This is a genomic window from Moraxella sp. K02, from assembly GCF_041154755.1.
GTDB lineage: Bacteria > Pseudomonadota > Gammaproteobacteria > Pseudomonadales > Moraxellaceae > Faucicola.
On the sequence record NZ_AP031590.1, the window covers coordinates 570,924 to 590,914 of the forward strand.

Here is a 19,991-nt window from a genome sequence, read left to right on the forward strand (position 1 = left end):
AAAAAATAGGAATTGACATGAAAGTTTGGCATTTATTTTTTGGGCTGGTGGCAGGCTTGGGCATCCCGATTCAAGCAGCGATTAATACCCGATTGGGCGCAATGTTTGGTGGTCAACCGCTAATGGCCGCATTCGTATCGTTCACGGTTGGCGCGCTATTATTGTGCTTGGTGTCTTTGCTATTTGTCGATTGGCAAGCGGTGCAATCGGGTCTATCAGACATGCAAATCAGTGACTGGTGGAAATGGCTTGGCGGTGCGCTGGGCGCGTTTTTTGTCTTTGCATCGATTTTTTTAGCGCCAAAAATCGGTGTTACCAATACGGTGTTTTTGTTTATTTTAGGTCAGCTGGTCATGGGTATGGTGGTGGATAGCTTGGGTTTATTTGGTATGCCTGTTAAAACCCTGCATTGGAGTAAATTTTTGGGGATTGTATTGATGCTGGTGGGCGTATCGTTTTTTATGTTTGGACAAAAATGGTTTGCTAAGTCGTCATAAGGCTATTTTTAGGTCAATGTTCAAATCCAATCGCTAATTGCTGGATATAGTCATTGAATTTGTGTTCATCTTGCGAAGCAATCATAAAGGCATTGGGAATAGACTCATCTATACCCAATAACATCACCACGCCAAAATCCTCAGCTTGAAAATAGCGCTCATGCGGCTGCCGCAGTTCGATGATTTCACTGGCGATATGCTGTAATTTTTCATTCAAATCGGCTGGAATCGATTGTCCATCAAAATCATAAATTTGGGCATGGTGTTTCAATCCACCATTGACGCCATTAATAATCGCTTGCGCCAGTAAGAACTCCGCTAACGGTAATTCATCAAACCAATGAATTTCGCTTTGTTCAATCGCATCAAAGTTGCGGCTCATTTGCACCATCGGGTTATGCTGCTTTTTTGGACTTAGGTCATCTACATGAATGCCCCAAACGCCGTCATTATCGCAGGTTTTGCCAATGACGAGATGGTCGCCCAAGCGTTCTAACGGCAATAAGCCAAGGTGATTAAAGCCACTATTGAGACTAGCGATATTGCCTAAAGTCAATAAATAATGATACAAACCTGCAGGTAATTGAACGCCCAAGGCCTGCTCATTTTGCTCAATCATCGCCTGACTGACACCCAGCGGTTTGGGGTGATTTTCCAGTTGATACAATAACTTAATAGCACGAATAGGGTTTAGCATAATCAACTAGCGAATCCAAGCATTTAAAATATTGGCAAAGGCTTGCTTGTCTTTGTCGCTATAAGGCGCTTGTCCACCTTGCTGTGAAGGTTCTAACACGCCCGTATTTCGCATGGTGTCCATAAAATCGCGCATATTGAGCTTTTGCTTGATGTTGTCTTTGTCATACACAAAACCGCGAGAGGTGACTACCTTGGCACCTTTTTCAATGCAGTCATTGGCAAGTGGGATATCGCTTGTGATGACCACATCGCCCGCCACACACTGCGCTGCGATATAGTCATCCGCCTTATCAAAACCGCCTTCGACCACTGTCATCTGCAAAACTGGCAACCGTGGCAAAGCAATGGCACGATTGGCGACAAAAATCGTGGTCGTCTGCGTGCGCTCCGCAGTTTTGATGATGATTTGCTTGGCAATATTGGGAATTGCGTCAGCGTCTATCCACAGGGTAATTTTTGCTGTCATGGCTTTCACTAAAAAGGACTAGTCGTCTAGCAAATCAAGCTGTTTGGCAGACTGGAATAACACGTTTGAGCGGTTACCCGAACGGCAGAACATAAACACCGGTTTTTCTGCTTGATTAAAAATCTCGGCAAACTGCTCAACTTGCTCACGGGTTAATTGACCACCGACGACCGGTAGATAATGATAGGCGAGCCCTGCTTGCTGTGCTTCAGTAGCGATATCCGTTTGCAGCGGTTGGTTGGGCTCTTCGCCATCGGGGCGGTTATTGATAATGGTTTTAAAGCCCTGCGCTTGAATTTGAGCAACTTGCTGTGGCTCAATTTGACCATAAAAAACAGTATTGTTTGGCATGTTGTGTTTCCTTATAAAGTTAGCGTTGATTATTCATGTTTTTACTGACTGCGACAAGTATATTTATTGGGTTAATTGTTTAACGGCTTGTTGCGTACTTAAAAATACCTTGCCTGTTAATTTTTGAATCACATCGGTTTTTTCAATCACATCCATCACAGGCCCTTTGACTTCCGAAAAATGTAGTGCGATAGCCCGAGCTGCCAAATTTTGGTTTAGATTGATGAGCATATCTTGTGCCGTCAAATCAATATGATTGACTGCCGACAACATCAGTACCAGATTTTTAGTCTGTGAATGACTGGCAATCGCCTGCTCAATAAACTGTAGTACGGACTGGGCATTACCATAAAACAGGCTTTCATCAATACGAATGATCAACAAATCATCAAACTGGGTCACTGCATGGCGTGCAACATTACGAAAATGCCCAGTATCACCAATTTGACCCACAATCGCGATATGCGGGTGGCTGGTTTGCCAAATCAAGCCTGCAAAAGAGGCAAACAGCCCCAGCACCAAGCCAATATTTAGCCCAAACAATAACACACCTGTGAGTGCCACGCCAAATGCCAGCGCATCGAGTTTGTCATAGCGCAGCGCTTGCTTGAGCGTTTGCACATCAATCAGGCTGATAATCACTGACATGATCGTAGCGCCCAATATAGCATAGGGGAGTGGCTCTAAAGTCTGGCTAAAAAACAGCAGCACCAATGCCATCACCAGTACCGATAACATACTGGCAAGCGGACTTTGCGCGCCCGCATCGACATTTACCGCGGTGCGTGAGAAGCCACCGACAATGGTAAACGATTGAAAAAACGCCCCTGCGATATTGGCAAAACCCAACCCTTTGAGCTCTAGATTAGCATCGTAAGCTTCATGGCGTTGTCGGGCAAATGAGCTGGCAACCGAGTTGCTAGAGACAAATGCAATCAGCGCCATCAATCCGGCTGCAGGTAATAAATTAATGAGTTCAACGGGCGAAATCTGATAAAACGGCAGCACAAAATGCGGCAAACCACTGGGCACATCTGCCACCGTGCGAATACCGATAGCGGCAAAGTTGCCAACTTGACTGGCGATAATGCCGATTGCCAGCAACGCAAGCGGTAACATACGCGTGATGACCTCAATGACTTTGGGCGCCAATAAAGGCTTGAGCCAAGTTTTAAGATAATAGCGGTTGATAAACAGTACGGTGAATGCCGCAATACCGACCATCAAGGTGGGCAGGTGCAACTCACGGCGATGAAACAAAAAGGTTTCAACATTCTCTAGCAGTGAATTGCCACTGATCGCGATACCTGTCACATATTTGATTTGCCCGACCAAAATCAAAATTGCCGCGCCACTAATAAACCCTGCTGTCACGCCACGGCTAATAAACTGGGTAATCCAGCCGAGCCGAAACACGCTTGCTAGCCACAATAGTGCCCCTGTTATCAGTGCCAAAAACGACGCCATAATGGCATAATGCATCGGCGGTAATTCGCTATAGGGCTGCAGCGCTTGTGCGGTCATAATCGCCGTAATCGCCACAGGACCGACGGCATTGACCGAGCTTGCGCCAATCCACGCATACACCAGTACCGGCACAATCGCTGAATATAAGCCATACACAGGGGGCAACCCTGATAGCATGGCATAACCCAAACTTTGCGGAATCACCAAAATACCCACAATAACACCCGCCAACAAATCTTGACTGAGATTTGCCTTGTTATAGTGCGTTACCCAGTGGGGTAAGCGTCGCAAGTAGGCTAAATGTAATGGCAAGGTGGTTATCCCGATAAAGTGGTTATTGTGATAAATTAGCGTCCGATAAATTACCTTCCAATAAACTAGCAGATTGGTCAGTTTTAGATTTAATTATTTTGTCTGACAAAAGCGATCATACAGTACATTGAGGATTGCCAATGCATCGTCACTGGCGACTGAATAATAGATTTGTTTGCCCTCGCGGCGGGTGTTGACCAAACCATCTTTACGCAAAATCCCCAATTGCTGCGACAGACTTGGTTGACCCAGTCCTACTTTCTCTTCAAGCTGGCTCACACAATGCTCACCTTGCGTCAATTGACACAGCAGCATCAAGCGGTCAGGATGAGATAACGACTTTAACAACTGGCTGGCTTTTCCTGCAGCAGCGTGCATTTGATCGAGCATGGTTGCATCCATCGATACAGGCGCATCGGGCTGCGGTTCGGCAATTTCAGACATGACTTTTCCCCCAAGGTATTTTGATGGCTGATACGCAATGCCTGATACTAACTGCTGCTACCATCAAACTTATCACATAATTTTAAAATAAATAAACGTTTGCGCCAATACAATATATTGAAAAACATATTATAAAATAATATAATGAATTGAGCAACACCTTGCACTACCGCTATTATACAAAAGTATAAAGTGTTTTTTCAGTTGAAATTGCCATAAAGATATGCCAAAAGCGTTTTTAGATAACAGGAAAACTTATGAACATTCATTCTTTTTTAGACAAAGACACTGAAACTTTTACCCACGTTCTAGTTGATACAGCTAGCAAACACTGTGCCATCATCGACCCAGTATTGGATTTTGACCCCGCAGCCGGCAAAATTAGCTATGACAATGCCAATAACGTCATTGGGTTTGTCAAATCACAAGGGTTGACCTTGGACTATATCATCGAAACCCACGCCCATGCTGATCATTTATCGTCCGCGCCTTATATCAAAGCGCAATTAGGCGGTAAAATAGTGATGGGTAAATATATCGATAAGGTGCAAAAAACCTTTAAAACCATTTTTAACTTTGACGACCTAGCCACCGATGCCAGTCAATTTGATATTTTGACTGAGGAAGGCAGCGAGCTAACACTGGGTGATTTGAGCATTACAGCCATGCATGTACCCGGTCATACCCCTGCCGATATGGCATATAAAGTGACGGATAAAAGCGGGGACAAAGAAAAAATGGCGGTATTCGTTGGTGATACTATTTTTGCCCCTGATGTCGGCTCTGCACGCTGTGACTTTCCCCATGGTAGTGCCGAGGATTTGTATGACTCGATTCAGCGTTTATTAGCCTTGCCCGATGATACCCTGCTGTATCTTTGCCATGATTATCCACCCAAGGGTGGGCGTGAGCATATCGCAACGGTTTATGTAGGTGAGCAAAAATTACGCAATATTCATGTCAAACAAGGGACGCCTAAAGCAGAATTTGTACGAATGCGTAACCAACGTGACAAAACACTTGCAATGCCACGTTTGATTTTGCCATCGGTACAAGTTAACATCAATGCAGGTGAATTGCCAAAACCAGAAAACAATGGCGTTCGCTACCTTAAAATTCCCTTAAATCAATTATCATAAAATAAGGAAGAATAATAAATGAAAACCAATGTGGGCAACAAAGAACGTATCGCGCGTGTTGTGGCAGGTCTAGCTTTACTAAAATCATCAAAATCAAAAAAAATGAAATTATTAGCCCTAGCGCCTTTAATTTCAGGGGCGACGGGTCATTGTCCTTGTTATAGCATGCTCGGTATCAATACCGCCAAATCAGCAGCAGATAGCAAAAAACACTCTAAAGCGCAATCCAAAGACCATGCGAAAGATAGTGCTGATGACAAAAGCACCGTGATTGACAGTGTCATGCAAACAGCTGAAACCTTAAAAGAAACAGTTCAAGAAAAAGCGGCCACGCTTAAAGAGACTGCTCAGGAAAAAATAGAAGAACTTGCAGACGCCAAGAAAGCTGACCATGCAGACAAGGCGGAAAAGTCAGAACAATCAGAAAAAAAAGAGGCTTAATCTAGGCGGCTTTAATTTAAGCGAATGTGACATTCTTTATACCCTAATAAAAGACTGAGAAAAGGCATCCGTTTGGGTGCCTTTTTTCGTTATACTAGCTTTTATCATTTTCAAGACAAACACAACTCAATGAAAAATACAGCGGTCAAATTTTGCGGCTTTACCCAACTTCAAGATATTACAAATGCGGTCAATCTTGGCGTCGATGCGGTGGGTTTTGTATTTTATGAGCCAAGTCCGCGAGCAGTGACCGCCGAGCAAGCCTGTGAGCTTGCCAAAGCGGTGCCTGCGTTTACTACGATGGTGGCATTGGTGGTCAATATGCCCGAGCAAGAATTGGTTTATCTATCGCATCACGTGCCGTTTGATATCATACAGTTTCACGGGGATGAATCGCCGCGAGAATGCAAGCTGATGGCGGATAGAATCAATAAACGCTGGATAAAGGCATTACGCATCAGCCATGATGACACCACGGAGACGATTGTCGCCCAAATCCAAGCGCTTAAAGACTTTGGCGCGTGTAGCGTGCTGCTTGATGCCTATCATCCCGATAAATTTGGCGGTACAGGCGATTGTTTTGATTGGGATAAAATCCCTAAAAACTCACCTTTACCGATTATTCTGGCGGGGGGGTTAACGGCGGATAACGTGGGTGAGGCGATTGCCAAAACCAATGTGTACGGCGTGGATGTGAGTGGCGGCATTGAGTCAGCAAAAGGCGTGAAAAGTTTAGAGAAAATGCAAAAATTTATTGAACAAACTCGCAAATAAATCCTGTAAGGATAAAGATTGCTTTTCAAATAAATTGGTATATACTAACGTACTAGTATAATAGAACGTAAGACTTTATGATGGACGAATTATTATGAATATCTTGGTCACAGGCGTAACCGCAGGATTTGGCAAAGCGATAGCCGAATTACTCATCTCAAAAGGTCATACCGTCATCGGCACTGGCAGACGTCAAGAAAAACTGGACGAACTACAGAGGCAACTGGGCGACAAATTTATCCCGCTAAACTTTGACATATCGGACTTGTCCGCCACCAAAACCGCGCTACAAACTTTGTCAAGCGATGTACTCAATAACCTAGATGTGCTAGTCAATAACGCAGGATTGGCACTGGGACTTGAACCCGCGGATAAAACAGACTTTGCCGATTGGCAACAAATGGTCAATACCAATATTCTAGGCTTAATTCATTTAACCCATGAAATTTTACCTCTCATGGTCGCCAATAACGACGGCTACATTATTAATTTAAGCTCAACTGCAGGCAGTTATCCGTATTTTGGTGGTAATGTGTATGGCGCGACCAAAGCCTTTGTGACCCAGTTTAGCCTAAACTTGCGTGCCGATTTGGTCGGTAAAAATATCCGTGTCAGTAATATCGAGCCAGGACTATGTGGTGGCACAGAGTTTAGCAATATTCGTTTTCATGGCGATGACGCCAAAGCCGCGCAAGTTTATGACAGCGTGCAATATGTCACCCCACAAGATATCGCCAATATGGTGGCATGGCTGATTGAGCAGCCCAAACACGTCAATATCAACCGTATCGAAGTCATGCCTACCGCACAGACCTTTGCAGGCTTAAAAGTCGTTAAAGATTTATAAAATTAGAGAGAAAATAATGAACATTCAAAACCCAACTGAAGTAAAAGACTTCAATCAATATCCCGATGCCAGCGGACATTTTGGCATTCATGGGGGACGCTTTGTCTCTGAAACCCTGATGGCGGCACTCGAACAACTTGAGCATATCTATAACACTGCCAAAGCTGACCCCGAATTTTGGAAAGCTTTTCAAGACGACTTGGTCAATTATGTTGGCAGACCAACACCACTTTATCATGCCAAGCGCCTAAGTGATGATATCGGTGGGGCGCAGATTTATCTTAAACGTGAAGACTTAAACCACACAGGCGCTCACAAAGTCAACAACACCATCGGTCAAGCGTTGCTTGCCAAAATGGTCGGCAAAAAACGCATCATTGCCGAAACAGGCGCAGGGCAACATGGCGTAGCAACTGCCACCATCGCGGCGCGTCTTGGATTAGAGTGCGTGGTGTATATGGGCGCAGATGATGTCGAACGCCAAGCCATGAACGTGTATCGCATGCGTTTGCTTGGCGCAACAGTGGTACCTGTCACATCGGGTACTCGCACGCTCAAAGACGCCATGAATGAAGCCATGCGTGACTGGGTCACCAATGTCGATAGCACTTATTACGTCATTGGCACTGTCGCAGGTCCGCACCCATATCCCATGCTGGTGCGTGACTTTCAAGCCATTATCGGCAAAGAAGCCAAACTACAACACTACCAAAAAACAGGCAAACTGCCCGATGCGTTGGTCGCTTGTGTCGGTGGTGGTAGTAATGCCATCGGACTGTTTTATGACTTTTTAAATGATAAAGACGTCAAAATGTACGGTATCGAAGCCGGCGGCGATGGGGTCGAGACAGGCAACCATGCTGCACCCCTTACCGTCGGTCGAGTGGGCGTATTACACGGCAACCGCACGTATTTGATGGCGGATGATGATGGGCAGATTTTGGGCACTCATTCGATTTCAGCAGGGCTTGATTACCCTGGCGTGGGTCCTGAGCATAGTTTCTTAAAAGATATCGACCGTGTGCAGTATGTACCTTGTACCGATGAAGAAGCGATGGTGGGATTTCGTGAATGTACCCAAAAAGAAGGCATTATTCCTGCACTAGAAAGCTCGCACGCCATTGCGTATGCGTTGAAACTTGCCAAAACCATGAGCAAAGACCAGTCGATTATTGTCAATCTGTCGGGTCGTGGGGATAAGGATTTGCATACGGTCATGAAACGGGATGGAATTGAGATTTGATTAAGCTTTTAAATAACTAAATTAACGACCTGTTTGGCAATTTATAAATATTATTTTAAATTTAAAGGTAAAATGATGGACAACCAAAATTATGAGTTAACTAGTGTGTATGGAATTAACAGAGAATTACCTTTAAATTATGTTGAAAGGCATAGTGCTGACTTCACGCTGAAAACGAACTTAGAACGAAAACAACATTTAATTATTTATGGGAGTTCGAAACAAGGAAAGACATCATTAAGAAAGCACTGTATTAATGAAAGTGATTACATTGTTGTGCAATGTAATAATAGAATGGATATAAGTGCATTAAATACTTCAATACTAAAGCAGGCGGATTTCAGAGTTGAATTATCTACTGCCAAGACTGAAACAGGTAAAAGCAAAATATTAGCATCAGCTACAGCTGGAATTTTTGGTTCTAATGCAACTGCAAGTGCAGACTATGAAAAAACAGGCTCAAGAGTTTTTACTGATAGAGGACTGGAACTAGACCCAGAAGATACTAATGATATCATTCAAGCTCTTAAAGAAGTAAATTTTGATAAATATATAATATTAGAGGATTTTCATTATTTGGAAATTCCTACGCAAAAAGATTTTGCTGTGGAACTCAAAGCATTTTACGAAAATTCAGATTTAACATTTATTATCATTGGTGTATGGTTAGAAGAAAATAGATTATCTGTTTATAATGGCGACTTGACTGGTAGACTATTAAGCATTGATGCTGATAAATGGTCTAATCAGGAAATGGGAGAAGTGATTAATAAAGGTGAGAATCTACTAAACATTCAATTTGCAGAAGAATTTAAAAAGTATATTATAAATTATTGTTTTGATAGCATTTATATAGTTCAGGAATCGTGTTATCAGTGTTGCTTAAGATATAATATTCATAGAACTCAACAGCATAAAATTACGATTGGTAATGAAAATGATGCTCAAGAAATTGTTAATGAAGTGGTTAAACTTCAATCAGGTAGATTTAACTCTTTTATAACCCAGTTTGCAGATGGTTTTCAAGATACAGAGTTAGAAATGTATAAATGGTTAATCTATTGCATAATTTCAACTGATATATCTGAACTTAGTAGTGGGATAAAACAATCAAAAATTAAAAAATTTCTTCATGAAGTGCATCCCAGGGGTGCTGAATTAAATTCAGGAAATTTAACCCAAGCCTTACAATCGATTGATTCTTTGCAAATCAAAAAAAATATTAAACCAATAATTTTAGATTATGACCAAGCAAATATTAAGTTGAATATTGTAGATAAAAGTTTTCTTATTTGGCTCTCACGTCAAAATGTGAAAGATTTAGCAAATGATTTACTAGATATAGATTTATAAATTTATAGAGATGAAAATGCAAACCCGAATTGAAACCACATTTAACACGTTACGAGAGCAAAACAAAAAAGCTTTAATTCCTTATGTGATGGCAGGCGACCCAAACCCAAGTGTTACCGTCAGCTTACTGCATGAACTCGTTGACCACGGCGCAGACGTCATCGAAGTTGGCTTGCCATTTTCCGACCCCATGGCAGATGGTGAAACTATCGCACTCGCAGGCGAGCGCGCGTTAGCAGGTGGCACCAGTACCCGCCAAGCGATTGAGATGGTAAAAGCGTTTCGTAAAACCAACACCACCACGCCAGTGCTAGTCATGGGCTATCTGAATCCGATTGAAATCATCGGTTATGACAAGTTTATCAGCCTTTGTCAAGATGCTGGGATTGACGGTGTTTTGATGGTTGATTTACCGCCGCAAGAAGCGGGCGATTTTACCCAAAAACTTGCCGCATCGAGTATGAACGAAATCTTTTTACTTGCGCCAACCACCTTGCCAGAACGCCGTGAGCAAGTGCTAAAACATGGCGGTGGTTTTATCTATTATGTATCGGTCAAAGGTGTAACAGGCTCAAAAGCATTGGATGCCCAAGATGTGGGCGAACACGTCCAAGCGATTAAAGCACAAACTGCTTTGCCTGTGTGCGTTGGTTTTGGTATTCGTGATGGTGCATCGGCAAAAGCAGTCGGACAATATGCGGATGGCGTGATTGTCGGTAGTGAGCTGGTGAAAAACTTTGCTGATGTCGGCAACGATGAACAAAAAATCGCCCATGCCAAAAAAGCCATCTTAGATAAAATGGATGAGCTAAGAGAAGCGATTGATAGTCTTGAGTGATAGAGTGGTTTGAGGTATTTGAGTTTAATCATTTCATTTATTGCTAAAATCAGTTAGCATACGCATTATAAAATGAGTTTGTACTTGTACACTCAAACAACTACTAGTCAATGGCACTCTTAAATTGCACTGTTAATAGGGACTTATTATGAGCACTGATATGAAGCCTCAACCGATGGGACAGACACTGGAAGAAACTTGGTTAAAACGCCCATTACCCACCATCAAGCCGCGTGCGAAGCAAATACTGACGGCGGTTGAGACCGAACCATCGACTCAATGTCCCAACTGTAATTCAATCATCACCAATACAGCGCTGATTTTTAATAATTATGTGTGCCCATCGTGTGATGAACATCTTAGCATGACCGCGCGCACGCGTCTGAACTGGTTTTTTGACCAAGTCGATGACGAGCTAGGGCAGCAGTACCAAGCAGGCAATCCATTACACTTTGTCGATAGCAAACCTTACCCAACACGGATGAGCGAAGCGCAAGCCAAGACGGGCGAAACCGAAGCGCTCATCGTCATGAAAGGCAAACTCCAGCGGCTACCCGTAGTTGCCTGTGCGTTTGATTTTGCTTTTATGGGTGGCTCAATGGGCTCTGTGGTAGGCGATCGATTTGTGCTCGCTGCCGAGACGGCGCTCAAAGAACAAATCCCGCTGGTGTGTTTTGCCGCATCGGGTGGCGCCCGTATGCAAGAGGGTTTGTTATCACTCATGCAGATGGCGCGTACTGCCGCAGCAATTGAGAAACTCAAACACGCCAATATTCCTTATATTGTGGTACTGACCAATCCTGTGTATGGTGGCGTGACGGCATCACTTGCGATGTTAGGCGATATCCATTTGGCGGAGCCCAAAGCCATGATTGGTTTTGCGGGTAAACGGGTGGTTGAACAAACCGTCCGCGAAGTGCTGGGCGAGCCCTTTCAGCGCGCTGAGTTTTTGGTAGAGCATGGTGTGGTCGATCAAGTCGTTCATCGTTTACAAATGAAAGAAACGATTCATCGCTTACTCAAAAAAATGACCTATTTTCGTCAGGCTCACTAATTCATTATTATCACGGTTTTATTCATGCAACAGTCAAGCTTACCCGCCGCACTCTCACCATCCCCATTGCCGCCTAGCGGTTCAAGCTCGTTAACCGAGTGGCTAAACTATATGCAAGGCATCCATGTGTCCGCGATTGATATGGGGCTTGAGCGGGTGATGCCCGTATTTCAAGCATTGGGTATAAAGCAAACCGATGCCTTTGTGTTTACTCTGGCAGGCACCAATGGCAAAGGCTCGACCACCGCCACTATTGCCGAGATTTGTCAACAAGCGGGCTATAAAACCGCTTTGTATCAATCGCCGCATCTACTGGTGTTTAACGAGCGTGTCAGAATCAATGGAGAAATGGTCGATGACCAAACCCTGATTGATGCGTTTGCCAAAATCGAGCAGGCGAGGATTGATTGTGGGTTGACACTGTCATTTTTTGAAATGACGACGCTTGCCGCATTTTTGATTTTTGCCCAAAACCACTGTGATGTCTGGGTATTGGAGGTGGGTTTAGGCGGCCGCCTCGATGTCGTCAATGTCATCGAGCCAAACCTTGCGGTCATTACCAATGTGGGTATCGACCATGTCGAATGGCTTGGCGACACCCGTGAAAAAATCGCTGCAGAAAAAGCCGGTATTTTGCGTGATAACCTGACATTAGTGTATGGCGAAACTGATATGCCATCGACCATCCCGCCTTTGATGGCACAGCACCATGCCCATTTGCTACAGTATGGCAAAGATTATGGCTACCGCCATACTAAGGGTGGAGCGACATGGCAATATAGCAATAGCGCGGTGACTTTATCGTTGCCTATCCCCAATTTGTCTTTGCACAATACCGCAACGGCTATCACCGCCATCCTAGCCAGCCCATTGACCATAACGCAAGACCACATCCAAGCTGCGTTACCGAAGGTAAAATTGGCAGGGCGTTTTGACAGCAGACGCATGTCAGCTCGCCAATGGGTATTTGATGTTGCCCACAATGACCATGGGATGCAGTTTTTGCTCAAACAGTTGACGCCGTATGTGCATGCTTACCAATGCCAGCATCCAACCGCCAAATTGCATTTGGTGATATCCATGCTTGCTGATAAAGACATCGAGCCGGTGCTCGCGCAGCTACAGCAATTCTCCCAGACGGTGATGCCGATTGACAGTGTTCACAGCGGCGTTATATCTCACCCTAGAGCCAGTAGCCAAGAGCGCTTAACTGAGCTGTTACCACGCTATTTTAAAGCTGTATCTATTTTTGAGGATTTGAATTTGGCGACCCAATCGGTGATTGACAAAAGCCAAGATAATGACCTGATTTTGGTGTGTGGTTCTTTTTATACCATCAGCGGTGTACTGACCAGCCAATCACTCAGTGAATAACGAATTTGTGCGTCAAATGATTTTACTTTTCAAAATTTTCAGTTAATATCTCAACAATGGTAAAAACTGCTAACGCGAATTTTGCTATGATTCGTCAAAATTCGTTGATTTTTATAGGTTGAAAAAATCATTTATCAAGACACATAAACTAGGGTAATTGGCATGAAATTTTCTAAGCAAGCATTATTGGGTACAACGGTATTGTTAGGCGGTAGCGTGTTGTTATATGCCACTATGCACCAAGTCTTGAACGCGCCTGCCAAACCTGCAGCCAATAGCCAACAAGTTATTGCTAAACCCATGACAGATAAGCAATCAGCAAGCAGCAACGAGCCACTCACCGCGGATATCGCAACCGAAAAAAATTTACTGGCGCAAAAACAAAAAGAACGGGAGCAACGGGTCGCTGCGCAAGAACAGCAAGCCCAGCAATACATGACCGAGCAGCAGCGCATTGAAGCCGAAGCTTTAGCGCGTAGCCGTGCTGAAAATCAACTGTATGCCAACAAAAATGCCGCCAATACCAATTCGGTGGTTGCCAGCTCAGTGACCGCGATTACCCAACCTGTGGTAAAGCCCCGACCCGTTGATAAGGTCGCCGCACCACCACAAACGAAAGCTGCAGTACCCAATACCGTAAAAAATACTGCACAGACCCAAAGCGCTGCGAAAACCCAAAACACCACGCAAATCGTAACTACGCCAAAGCCCACGGTGACAGCACCCGTCGTCGCACAGCCGCAGCCCGTGGCAAAAGGCAACCCTAGCAATCCTGGTGCCTATCAAGTCAAGGCAGGCGAGGGGTTGATAGGGTTATCACGTCGCTACAATGTGCCAGTCGACGTATTGGCAAGCGTCAATAATCTCAACACCACCAGCAATTTACGTGTCGGGCAAACTATCACCATCCCGACTGCGGCACAAGTCAACCGTATTACCCAACAAACTCAAGCGCGAGAGCAACAACGTCAAAATCAGATTGCTCGCAAAAAGCAAGAAGCTGAACAAAAAAAGCAACAGGCGCTACTGCAGCAGCAGCAAGAAGTCGCCCGTAAAAAACAAGAAGCCGCGCAAAAAGAGCAGGAAATCGCCCGTAAAAAGCAAGAAGCGCAGTTAAAAGAGCAAAAACGACAACAAGAAATCGCCCAGAAAAAATTAGAAGCGCAGCAACAAGCCCAGAAAAAACAAGCATTCCAAGCGGCACAAGACGATTTAAGGCAGGCGCGTCAGACGGTGAAACAAACGGATGTTAAAGGTACGTTCGGGGTACAAGTTGCATTGGCAACCGACCAAAAAAAAGCCAGTGAAATCACCCAAAAATTACAAGCGGCAGGCTATAAAGTCAAAACCACCCAAACCAGCAAAGGGGTACGTATCGTCGTAGGTCCAGAAAAAGGCAAAGTCGCTGCCTTGGCGCTCAAAGACAAGCTCAATAACGATAGCCGTGTGGATGTCAATAGCGGCTGGGTGCTTTACTGGTAAACCTATTTGACCTTTTAAAATTAAAGCCAAATTATCCAAACAATGCGACATTTTGTGTCGTATTATTTGTTTATACGCTTGTGAAAATCACCCAATAGAGGAATAATGCTGCCTTGTGGTAGTTATCCTATTGATATGAGTGTGTGGTTAGTGTGACAATTTTTTTAGTGTTAGCGTTTGTGTTGTTTATCCTGTTAGTATTTGCCTTTCGTAGTAGTGGTACTAGCCGTGAAGAGGTTATTAAGCCGGTTCGGGGAGATGAATTAGCGGTATGGCCGTTTGAGCCGATGCCGATTATGACACCGACCGAAGTGATATTTTTTAATCGCTTGCAGCAAGCCGTGCCTGAGCTGATTATTTTTGGGCAAGTACAGCTATCGCGTATTATCATGCCCAATGACGATGACGATACTGACCAAGGCTTTTGGTTTAATCGTATTTGCCGTATGAGTGTTGACTATGTGCTGGTCGATCAAGACAAGCAAACCGTACTATTGGCAATTGAATTAGACGACTGGACGCACAACACTCGCCGCCGTCAGCAGCAAGATGAAAAAAAAGACAAAGCGCTGTTGAGCGCAGGCATTTCGATATTACGAATCGATGGGGAAGCCATGCCAGATGCTGCGCATTTACGCCGCAAAATCTTAGCGGTGCTAGGCTAAGATTAAAATCGCAAAAAACTGTAGAAAGTGTTGCATTCAAAAAAAAACTCGCTATAATACTCAAACTCAACATAGGCGATTAGTTCAATTGGTAGAGCGTCGGTCTCCAAAACCGAATGTTGGGGGTTCGAGTCCCTCATCGCCTGCCACATTTTAGTTAGGTTAGCGTATACGCTGTATTCTAATAATAAAATACGTTTTAATGATAGACAGGGCAGCCTTATGAAACAAATGCTAGAGAACAAACTAGCAGAGCTCAATGGCAAAAGGATGTCTGGTGAAAAAGTGGTTGTCCACGAACCTGCTGCTATTGAGATTGCCAAACGACACTCCCCTAAAGATTTTGCCCTGTGGATTTTTGCTTTTGTCGCATTAATCAGCGCAACTTTAGTTAATCAATATTTACCCGCATATTGGCAACCCGCTAGCAGTTTATGGATGCGCGTGGCTGTTATTGCTGGACTAATCATTGCTGCATTATTGGCACTGGCATTGACCAACCAAGGCAGTGCTTTTAAAACACTGTTGCAAGATTCCCGCGTTGAATTACGCCGTGTGACTTGGCCGAGCAAACAAGAAACCCTTGAATACACTTGGCAAGTTGCGGTAGTGGCTGGGATATTAGCCTTTATCGTGTGGTTATTAGATACCGTATTTAGCCAGTTGATTCAATACGTCATTGGTCAATAGCAAAAATTTAGCCAAACCCCTTTTATTTGACCCACATCTGTGGGTTTTTATCTATCTAGCAATATCAATATTTTACCTGCATTGCTCATATTTGGTATAGTAGGCGATGTGTTTAGCAATGAATTAGAGGAAGATTATCCATGCGTTGGTATATCGTACAAGCATTTTCAGGCTTTGAAAAACAAGTGCAGCGTTCATTGATTGAACGTATCAATCGCAGCGAATACAAAGAATTGTTTGGTCAAGTACTTGTCCCAACCGAAGAAGTTATCGAAATGCGGGATGGCAAAAAACGCAAATCTGAGCGTAAATTCTTCCCAGGTTACGTATTGATTGAAATGGATATGAACGACAACACATGGCATTTAGTGAAAGACTGTCCACGTGTGATGGGCTTTATTGGCGGTACGCCAGAAAACCCTGCACCCATTACCCCAAAAGAAGCCGATACCATTTTAAATCGTTTAAATACCAACGAAAATAAACCGCGTCCAAAAACCTTATTTGAGCCAGGGGAAGAAGTGTTGGTCATCGATGGTCCGTTTACCGATTTTAGAGGCTTAGTAGAAAAAGTGGATTACGAAAAATCACGCTTACAGTTAACTGTCAATGTCTTTAACCGTCCAACACCGGTTGAGCTAGAGTTTAAGCAAGTAGAGAAAATTAACTAATTTTTGATAGCTTTGCTTTTTTATGGGTTTCTGACCCTAAAATTGTAACTAAGTGCCAAATTTAGCAATTTTTGCTTTACCTCGGTAAAAATTCGCTTATAATATGGCACTTTATTTTTTCTGTTGTCTGCAAGATTGACAATATCACCCGGGGAGCCAGAGAACCATTCGATGAGTGGGAGTCTAGCGCTATTACCCATAACAGGAGTCTATCATGGCTAAAAAGATTGATGGTTACATCAAACTACAAGTGCCAGCTGGTAAAGCTAATCCATCACCACCTATCGGTCCAGCATTGGGTCAAAAAGGTGTGAACATCATGGCATTCTGTAAAGAGTTCAACGCAGCTACTTCTAGCATGGAACCAGGTTTACCTGTTCCCGTTGAAATCACTGTTTACAACGACAAATCGTTTACCTTCATCATGAAGTCACCACCAGCGGCGTTCTTAATTCGCAAAGCTGCAGGTGCTGCTAAAGGTTCAGGCGTACCGAACAAAACTAAAGTAGGTAAAGTCGACCGTGCACAGTTAGAAGAAATTGCTAACACTAAAAATGCTGACTTAACTGCTGCTGACTTAGAAGCTGCGGTTCGCACATTGGCGGGTACTGCTCGCTCAATGGGTATTGACGTGGAGGGCGTGTAAATGGCTAAATTAACTAAACGTCAAAAAGCAATCGCTGAAAGCTATGATGCGAACAAACAATACACGTTGACTGAAGCGGTGGAAATCCTAAACAAATTACCACCTGCAAAATTCAAAGAGTCAATCGATATTGCTATCAATCTAGGCGTTGACCCACGTAAATCTGACCAAGTGGTTCGTGGTGCTACTAACCTACCTGCAGGTACCGGTAAAACCAAACGCGTTGCCGTGTTTGCACAAGGCGCAGCAGCGGATGCCGCAAAAGAAGCGGGTGCTGATATCGTAGGTTTTGAAGACCTAGCGGAAAGCATCAAAGCGGGCAACATGGACTTTGATGTTGTGATTGCGTCGCCTGATGCAATGCGCGTTGTCGGTCAATTAGGTACAATTTTAGGTCCACGTGGCTTAATGCCAAACCCTAAAGTAGGTACAGTGACCCCTAACGTTGCTGAAGCGGTTAAAAATACTAAAGCGGGTCAGGCAACTTACCGTGTTGATAAAGCGGGTATTATTCATACCACGATTGGTCAAGTAGGCTTTAGCGCTGAACAAATCGAGCAAAATGCGTCTGCGTTAATCGCTGATTTGAAAAAAGCAAAACCTGCGACCTCAAAAGGTATTTATATCAAAAAAATCACCTTATCAAGCACGATGGGTCCTGGCATCAATTTATAGTAAATCCTGTATTATAATGAACACAACTTAAACTTTCATAGATAGCACCATGCCAAACCTATACGACCAAGACTTACGCAAACGCACCATAGCCTACTGGCAAGAAACAAATAACAAAAGCAAAACAGCGAGAATATTCGGCATCTGTCGCAACACGCTTAACAGTTGGATAGCCTTGTACCACGACCAAGGCAATACCGAACCTAAGAAAGCACAACCAACGGGTGTAAAACACATCATCACTGACCTTGATAGCTTTGAACGATATGTCAAAGCTAAACAATTTGATACCGCTAAACAGCTACGAGAACAATATTTAAAAGACCATCCCGATGTCAGTATATCCTACAATGCGTTTGTCGATACCTTACATCGTATCAACTGGACATTTAAAAAAAGACCTTCACCTACAAAGAATCAGACCCCGTAAAACAGCAAGGTTTCAGCGTATGTTTAGCTATCATGGCTTTTTGGTTTGGTCTAACCAACATCCTATTTATGGATGAAACAGGCTTTTACCAAAGACAAAGCTATCATCGTAGCTGGTCACCGGTTGGCACACCTTGCTATGCTAAAATGGATGCCAATAAAGGCAAACGCTTAAATCTTATCGGTGCAATGAGTATGGCTGAATTTAAACTGATTGCGCCTGTGACCTTTGAAGGTGGGTGTAAGCGTGATACGGTAGAAAATTGGCTTCACACGCTTGGTCAATCTTTGCCTAAAGATGAACTCGACAGCTACCCACAGCGTTTTTTAATCATGGATAACGCGCGTTTTCATCGGGGTGGTGATTTAAAACAGATTGCCGAAAAATACAACTTAACGTTACTGTACTTACCACCTTATTCTCCTGAGTTAAATCCTGTGGAGCATAAGTGGGCAGTGGTTAAGCAAAAGGTAAAACTCTCGATTAATGACTTCGATTCGCTTCATGATTGTGTTAAATACTGTGCAGTTTAATTTAGGGTTTACTATAGATGCAGTTCCTTATCGTAATGCCTAAGCTATCACGCTTAATGGTGAATTTTTAACATATTTTAAATTTAGTTCAGCACAAACGGGTTGTGCTGTCTAAGACCGTAGGTTCTATTGGTTTAATCATAATTCTATTGGTTTAATCGTAAATAGTTTAATTGTGAAAGTTTTTCACAGCCTACGCAGACGGGATGGCAAGTTAATTTTATCATTGACTGCCACCGTATCGGAGTGATAATAAGTTGTGCTTTAACTTATTATATTAACTAGGTTTATTGGTGCCCTAAGTTAATCATAACTAGGTAACTGATAATATGGAGACAACCCATGGCATTAAATCTTCAAGACAAACAAGCGATTGTTGCTGAAGTAAGTGAATCTGCCAAAGGTGCCCTTTCTGCTGTTGTTGCCGATGCTCGTGGCGTGACAGTAGGTAAAATGACCCAACTGCGTAAAGAAGCTCGTGCAGCGGGTGTCGATATGCGTATCGTGCGTAATACTTTATTACGTCGTGCGTTAGAAGACACTAACTACACTGTGTTAAATGACGTATTTGTAGGTCCAACACTTATCGCATTCTCAACTGAACATCCAGGTGCTGCGGCACGTTTGTTCAAAGAATTTGCTAAAACAAACGATAAGTTTGAAATTAAAGGCGCAGCTTTTGAAGGCGAGTTTATCGCTGCTAAAGATATCGATCGTTTAGCAAGCTTACCAACTTACGACGAAGCGATTGCGCGCTTAATGGGTACGATGAAAGAAGCCGCTGCAGGCAAATTTGTTCGTACTTTGGCAGCATTACGCGACAAAATGCAAGGCGAAGGCGAAGCAGCTTAATTTGTTTAAGCAAACTTAGCTACGCTTAGCATTTTTTAAACCAAATTC

24 protein-coding genes and 1 tRNA gene are annotated in these 19,991 nt (G+C 43.6%); 20 read left to right on the plus strand and 5 right to left on the minus strand.

Annotation, left to right across the window (positions count from 1 at the left end; genetic code table 11):
• Positions 1-17: 17 nt before the first annotated feature.
• Positions 18-497, plus strand: coding sequence for a DMT family transporter (locus tag ACAM39_RS02600; protein ID WP_369628126.1), 480 nt, complete (start codon positions 18-20; stop codon positions 495-497).
• A 13-nt stretch (positions 498-510) separates the two neighbouring features.
• On the opposite strand, the gene ACAM39_RS02605 is transcribed toward ACAM39_RS02600, so the two are convergent.
• The 5 genes from ACAM39_RS02605 to ACAM39_RS02625 all read right to left on the minus strand — a co-directional run bounded on the left by ACAM39_RS02605 (position 511) and on the right by ACAM39_RS02625 (position 4,194).
• Positions 511-1,194 (minus strand): hypothetical protein, encoded by a 684-nt coding sequence (locus ACAM39_RS02605; protein ID WP_369628127.1) that lies wholly within the window; start codon positions 1,192-1,194, stop codon positions 511-513.
• Between the two features lie 6 nt (positions 1,195-1,200).
• Positions 1,201-1,650, minus strand: a complete 450-nt coding sequence (locus ACAM39_RS02610) for a YaiI/YqxD family protein (protein ID WP_369628557.1) — start codon at positions 1,648-1,650, stop codon at positions 1,201-1,203.
• 30 nt (positions 1,651-1,680) lie between these two features.
• A complete protein-coding gene (locus ACAM39_RS02615) occupies positions 1,681-2,013 on the minus strand; it encodes a protein tyrosine phosphatase family protein (RefSeq protein ID WP_050323982.1) in 333 nt (110 codons plus the stop codon).
• 63 nt (positions 2,014-2,076) lie between these two features.
• A complete protein-coding gene (locus ACAM39_RS02620; RefSeq protein WP_369628128.1) occupies positions 2,077-3,792 on the minus strand; it encodes a SulP family inorganic anion transporter in 1,716 nt (571 codons plus the stop codon).
• 93 nt (positions 3,793-3,885) lie between these two features.
• Positions 3,886-4,194 carry an ArsR/SmtB family transcription factor gene (locus tag ACAM39_RS02625; RefSeq protein WP_257619619.1) on the minus strand — a complete coding sequence of 103 codons (309 nt, stop codon included), beginning with the start codon at positions 4,192-4,194 and terminating at the stop codon, positions 3,886-3,888.
• A gap of 299 nt (positions 4,195-4,493) precedes the next feature.
• On the opposite strand from ACAM39_RS02625, the gene ACAM39_RS02630 reads away from it, so the two are divergent.
• The 19 genes from ACAM39_RS02630 to rplJ all read left to right on the plus strand — a co-directional run bounded on the left by ACAM39_RS02630 (position 4,494) and on the right by rplJ (position 19,943).
• Positions 4,494-5,375, plus strand: coding sequence for an MBL fold metallo-hydrolase (locus ACAM39_RS02630; RefSeq protein ID WP_369628129.1), 882 nt, complete (start codon positions 4,494-4,496; stop codon positions 5,373-5,375).
• Positions 5,376-5,393: 18 nt separating this feature from the next.
• On the plus strand, positions 5,394-5,816 hold the full coding sequence (locus ACAM39_RS02635) for a YgaP family membrane protein (RefSeq protein WP_369628130.1): 423 nt from the start codon (positions 5,394-5,396) through the stop codon (positions 5,814-5,816).
• A gap of 129 nt (positions 5,817-5,945) precedes the next feature.
• Positions 5,946-6,590: a phosphoribosylanthranilate isomerase gene (locus tag ACAM39_RS02640; protein ID WP_369628131.1), complete on the plus strand. Its 645-nt coding sequence runs from the start codon at positions 5,946-5,948 to the stop codon at positions 6,588-6,590.
• A gap of 94 nt (positions 6,591-6,684) precedes the next feature.
• Positions 6,685-7,437, plus strand: coding sequence for an SDR family NAD(P)-dependent oxidoreductase (locus ACAM39_RS02645; protein WP_369628132.1), 753 nt, complete (start codon positions 6,685-6,687; stop codon positions 7,435-7,437).
• Between the two features lie 16 nt (positions 7,438-7,453).
• Positions 7,454-8,680, plus strand: coding sequence for a tryptophan synthase subunit beta (gene trpB / locus ACAM39_RS02650; protein WP_036601146.1), 1,227 nt, complete (start codon positions 7,454-7,456; stop codon positions 8,678-8,680).
• Between the two features lie 75 nt (positions 8,681-8,755).
• The gene (locus tag ACAM39_RS02655) at positions 8,756-10,033 is read left to right on the plus strand and encodes a hypothetical protein (RefSeq protein WP_369628133.1); all 1,278 of its coding nucleotides are present in this window, start codon (positions 8,756-8,758) and stop codon (positions 10,031-10,033) included.
• Between the two features lie 16 nt (positions 10,034-10,049).
• Complete coding sequence (trpA, locus tag ACAM39_RS02660; RefSeq protein ID WP_369628134.1) at positions 10,050-10,871, plus strand: tryptophan synthase subunit alpha; 822 nt, start codon at positions 10,050-10,052, stop codon at positions 10,869-10,871.
• 148 nt (positions 10,872-11,019) lie between these two features.
• Complete coding sequence (gene accD, locus ACAM39_RS02665; protein WP_369628135.1) at positions 11,020-11,925, plus strand: acetyl-CoA carboxylase, carboxyltransferase subunit beta; 906 nt, start codon at positions 11,020-11,022, stop codon at positions 11,923-11,925.
• Positions 11,926-11,949: 24 nt separating this feature from the next.
• Positions 11,950-13,299: a bifunctional tetrahydrofolate synthase/dihydrofolate synthase gene (gene folC, locus ACAM39_RS02670; protein WP_369628136.1), complete on the plus strand. Its 1,350-nt coding sequence runs from the start codon at positions 11,950-11,952 to the stop codon at positions 13,297-13,299.
• Between the two features lie 162 nt (positions 13,300-13,461).
• Complete coding sequence (locus tag ACAM39_RS02675) at positions 13,462-14,781, plus strand: SPOR and LysM peptidoglycan-binding domain-containing protein (protein ID WP_369628137.1); 1,320 nt, start codon at positions 13,462-13,464, stop codon at positions 14,779-14,781.
• 152 nt (positions 14,782-14,933) lie between these two features.
• Positions 14,934-15,446, plus strand: coding sequence for a DUF2726 domain-containing protein (locus ACAM39_RS02680; protein WP_369628138.1), 513 nt, complete (start codon positions 14,934-14,936; stop codon positions 15,444-15,446).
• Positions 15,447-15,519: 73 nt separating this feature from the next.
• A tRNA-Trp gene (locus ACAM39_RS02685) sits at positions 15,520-15,595 on the plus strand.
• Between the two features lie 73 nt (positions 15,596-15,668).
• A complete protein-coding gene (gene secE, locus ACAM39_RS02690) occupies positions 15,669-16,136 on the plus strand; it encodes a preprotein translocase subunit SecE (protein WP_369628139.1) in 468 nt (155 codons plus the stop codon).
• Positions 16,137-16,276: 140 nt separating this feature from the next.
• Positions 16,277-16,807 carry a transcription termination/antitermination protein NusG gene (gene nusG, locus ACAM39_RS02695; protein ID WP_369628140.1) on the plus strand — a complete coding sequence of 177 codons (531 nt, stop codon included), beginning with the start codon at positions 16,277-16,279 and terminating at the stop codon, positions 16,805-16,807.
• A gap of 214 nt (positions 16,808-17,021) precedes the next feature.
• Positions 17,022-17,453, plus strand: a complete 432-nt coding sequence (rplK, locus tag ACAM39_RS02700; RefSeq protein WP_036597691.1) for a 50S ribosomal protein L11 — start codon at positions 17,022-17,024, stop codon at positions 17,451-17,453.
• Positions 17,454-18,128, plus strand: a complete 675-nt coding sequence (rplA, locus tag ACAM39_RS02705; protein WP_369628141.1) for a 50S ribosomal protein L1 — start codon at positions 17,454-17,456, stop codon at positions 18,126-18,128.
• Positions 18,129-18,177: 49 nt separating this feature from the next.
• Positions 18,178-18,558 carry a helix-turn-helix domain-containing protein gene (locus ACAM39_RS02710; RefSeq protein WP_101965293.1) on the plus strand — a complete coding sequence of 127 codons (381 nt, stop codon included), beginning with the start codon at positions 18,178-18,180 and terminating at the stop codon, positions 18,556-18,558.
• A 32-nt stretch (positions 18,559-18,590) separates the two neighbouring features.
• Positions 18,591-19,091: an IS630 family transposase gene (locus ACAM39_RS02715; RefSeq protein ID WP_369628142.1), complete on the plus strand. Its 501-nt coding sequence runs from the start codon at positions 18,591-18,593 to the stop codon at positions 19,089-19,091.
• Between the two features lie 342 nt (positions 19,092-19,433).
• Positions 19,434-19,943 carry a 50S ribosomal protein L10 gene (gene rplJ, locus ACAM39_RS02720; RefSeq protein ID WP_007116396.1) on the plus strand — a complete coding sequence of 170 codons (510 nt, stop codon included), beginning with the start codon at positions 19,434-19,436 and terminating at the stop codon, positions 19,941-19,943.
• Positions 19,944-19,991: the final 48 nt, after the last annotated feature.

Excerpts from the sequence above, each read along its gene's own strand:
- trpA (WP_369628134.1), top strand. The coding sequence starts at position 10,050 with ATGCAAACCCGAATTGAAACCACATTTAACACGTTACGAGAGCAAAAC.
- ACAM39_RS02600 (WP_369628126.1), top strand. The coding sequence starts at position 18 with ATGAAAGTTTGGCATTTATTTTTTGGGCTGGTGGCAGGCTTGGGCATC.
- ACAM39_RS02645 (WP_369628132.1), top strand. The coding sequence starts at position 6,685 with ATGAATATCTTGGTCACAGGCGTAACCGCAGGATTTGGCAAAGCGATA.
- rplJ (WP_007116396.1), top strand. The coding sequence starts at position 19,434 with ATGGCATTAAATCTTCAAGACAAACAAGCGATTGTTGCTGAAGTAAGT.
- ACAM39_RS02615 (WP_050323982.1), bottom strand. The coding sequence starts at position 2,013 with ATGCCAAACAATACTGTTTTTTATGGTCAAATTGAGCCACAGCAAGTT.
- rplK (WP_036597691.1), top strand. The coding sequence starts at position 17,022 with ATGGCTAAAAAGATTGATGGTTACATCAAACTACAAGTGCCAGCTGGT.
- ACAM39_RS02710 (WP_101965293.1), top strand. The coding sequence starts at position 18,178 with ATGCCAAACCTATACGACCAAGACTTACGCAAACGCACCATAGCCTAC.
- trpB (WP_036601146.1), top strand. The coding sequence starts at position 7,454 with ATGAACATTCAAAACCCAACTGAAGTAAAAGACTTCAATCAATATCCC.
- folC (WP_369628136.1), top strand. The coding sequence starts at position 11,950 with ATGCAACAGTCAAGCTTACCCGCCGCACTCTCACCATCCCCATTGCCG.
- ACAM39_RS02625 (WP_257619619.1), bottom strand. The coding sequence starts at position 4,194 with ATGGATGCAACCATGCTCGATCAAATGCACGCTGCTGCAGGAAAAGCC.
- ACAM39_RS02605 (WP_369628127.1), bottom strand. The coding sequence starts at position 1,194 with ATGCTAAACCCTATTCGTGCTATTAAGTTATTGTATCAACTGGAAAAT.
- ACAM39_RS02715 (WP_369628142.1), top strand. The coding sequence starts at position 18,591 with ATGGCTTTTTGGTTTGGTCTAACCAACATCCTATTTATGGATGAAACA.
- ACAM39_RS02640 (WP_369628131.1), top strand. The coding sequence starts at position 5,946 with ATGAAAAATACAGCGGTCAAATTTTGCGGCTTTACCCAACTTCAAGAT.
- ACAM39_RS02630 (WP_369628129.1), top strand. The coding sequence starts at position 4,494 with ATGAACATTCATTCTTTTTTAGACAAAGACACTGAAACTTTTACCCAC.
- secE (WP_369628139.1), top strand. The coding sequence starts at position 15,669 with ATGAAACAAATGCTAGAGAACAAACTAGCAGAGCTCAATGGCAAAAGG.
- ACAM39_RS02635 (WP_369628130.1), top strand. The coding sequence starts at position 5,394 with ATGAAAACCAATGTGGGCAACAAAGAACGTATCGCGCGTGTTGTGGCA.
- accD (WP_369628135.1), top strand. The coding sequence starts at position 11,020 with ATGAGCACTGATATGAAGCCTCAACCGATGGGACAGACACTGGAAGAA.
- nusG (WP_369628140.1), top strand. The coding sequence starts at position 16,277 with ATGCGTTGGTATATCGTACAAGCATTTTCAGGCTTTGAAAAACAAGTG.
- rplA (WP_369628141.1), top strand. The coding sequence starts at position 17,454 with ATGGCTAAATTAACTAAACGTCAAAAAGCAATCGCTGAAAGCTATGAT.
- ACAM39_RS02675 (WP_369628137.1), top strand. The coding sequence starts at position 13,462 with ATGAAATTTTCTAAGCAAGCATTATTGGGTACAACGGTATTGTTAGGC.
- ACAM39_RS02655 (WP_369628133.1), top strand. The coding sequence starts at position 8,756 with ATGGACAACCAAAATTATGAGTTAACTAGTGTGTATGGAATTAACAGA.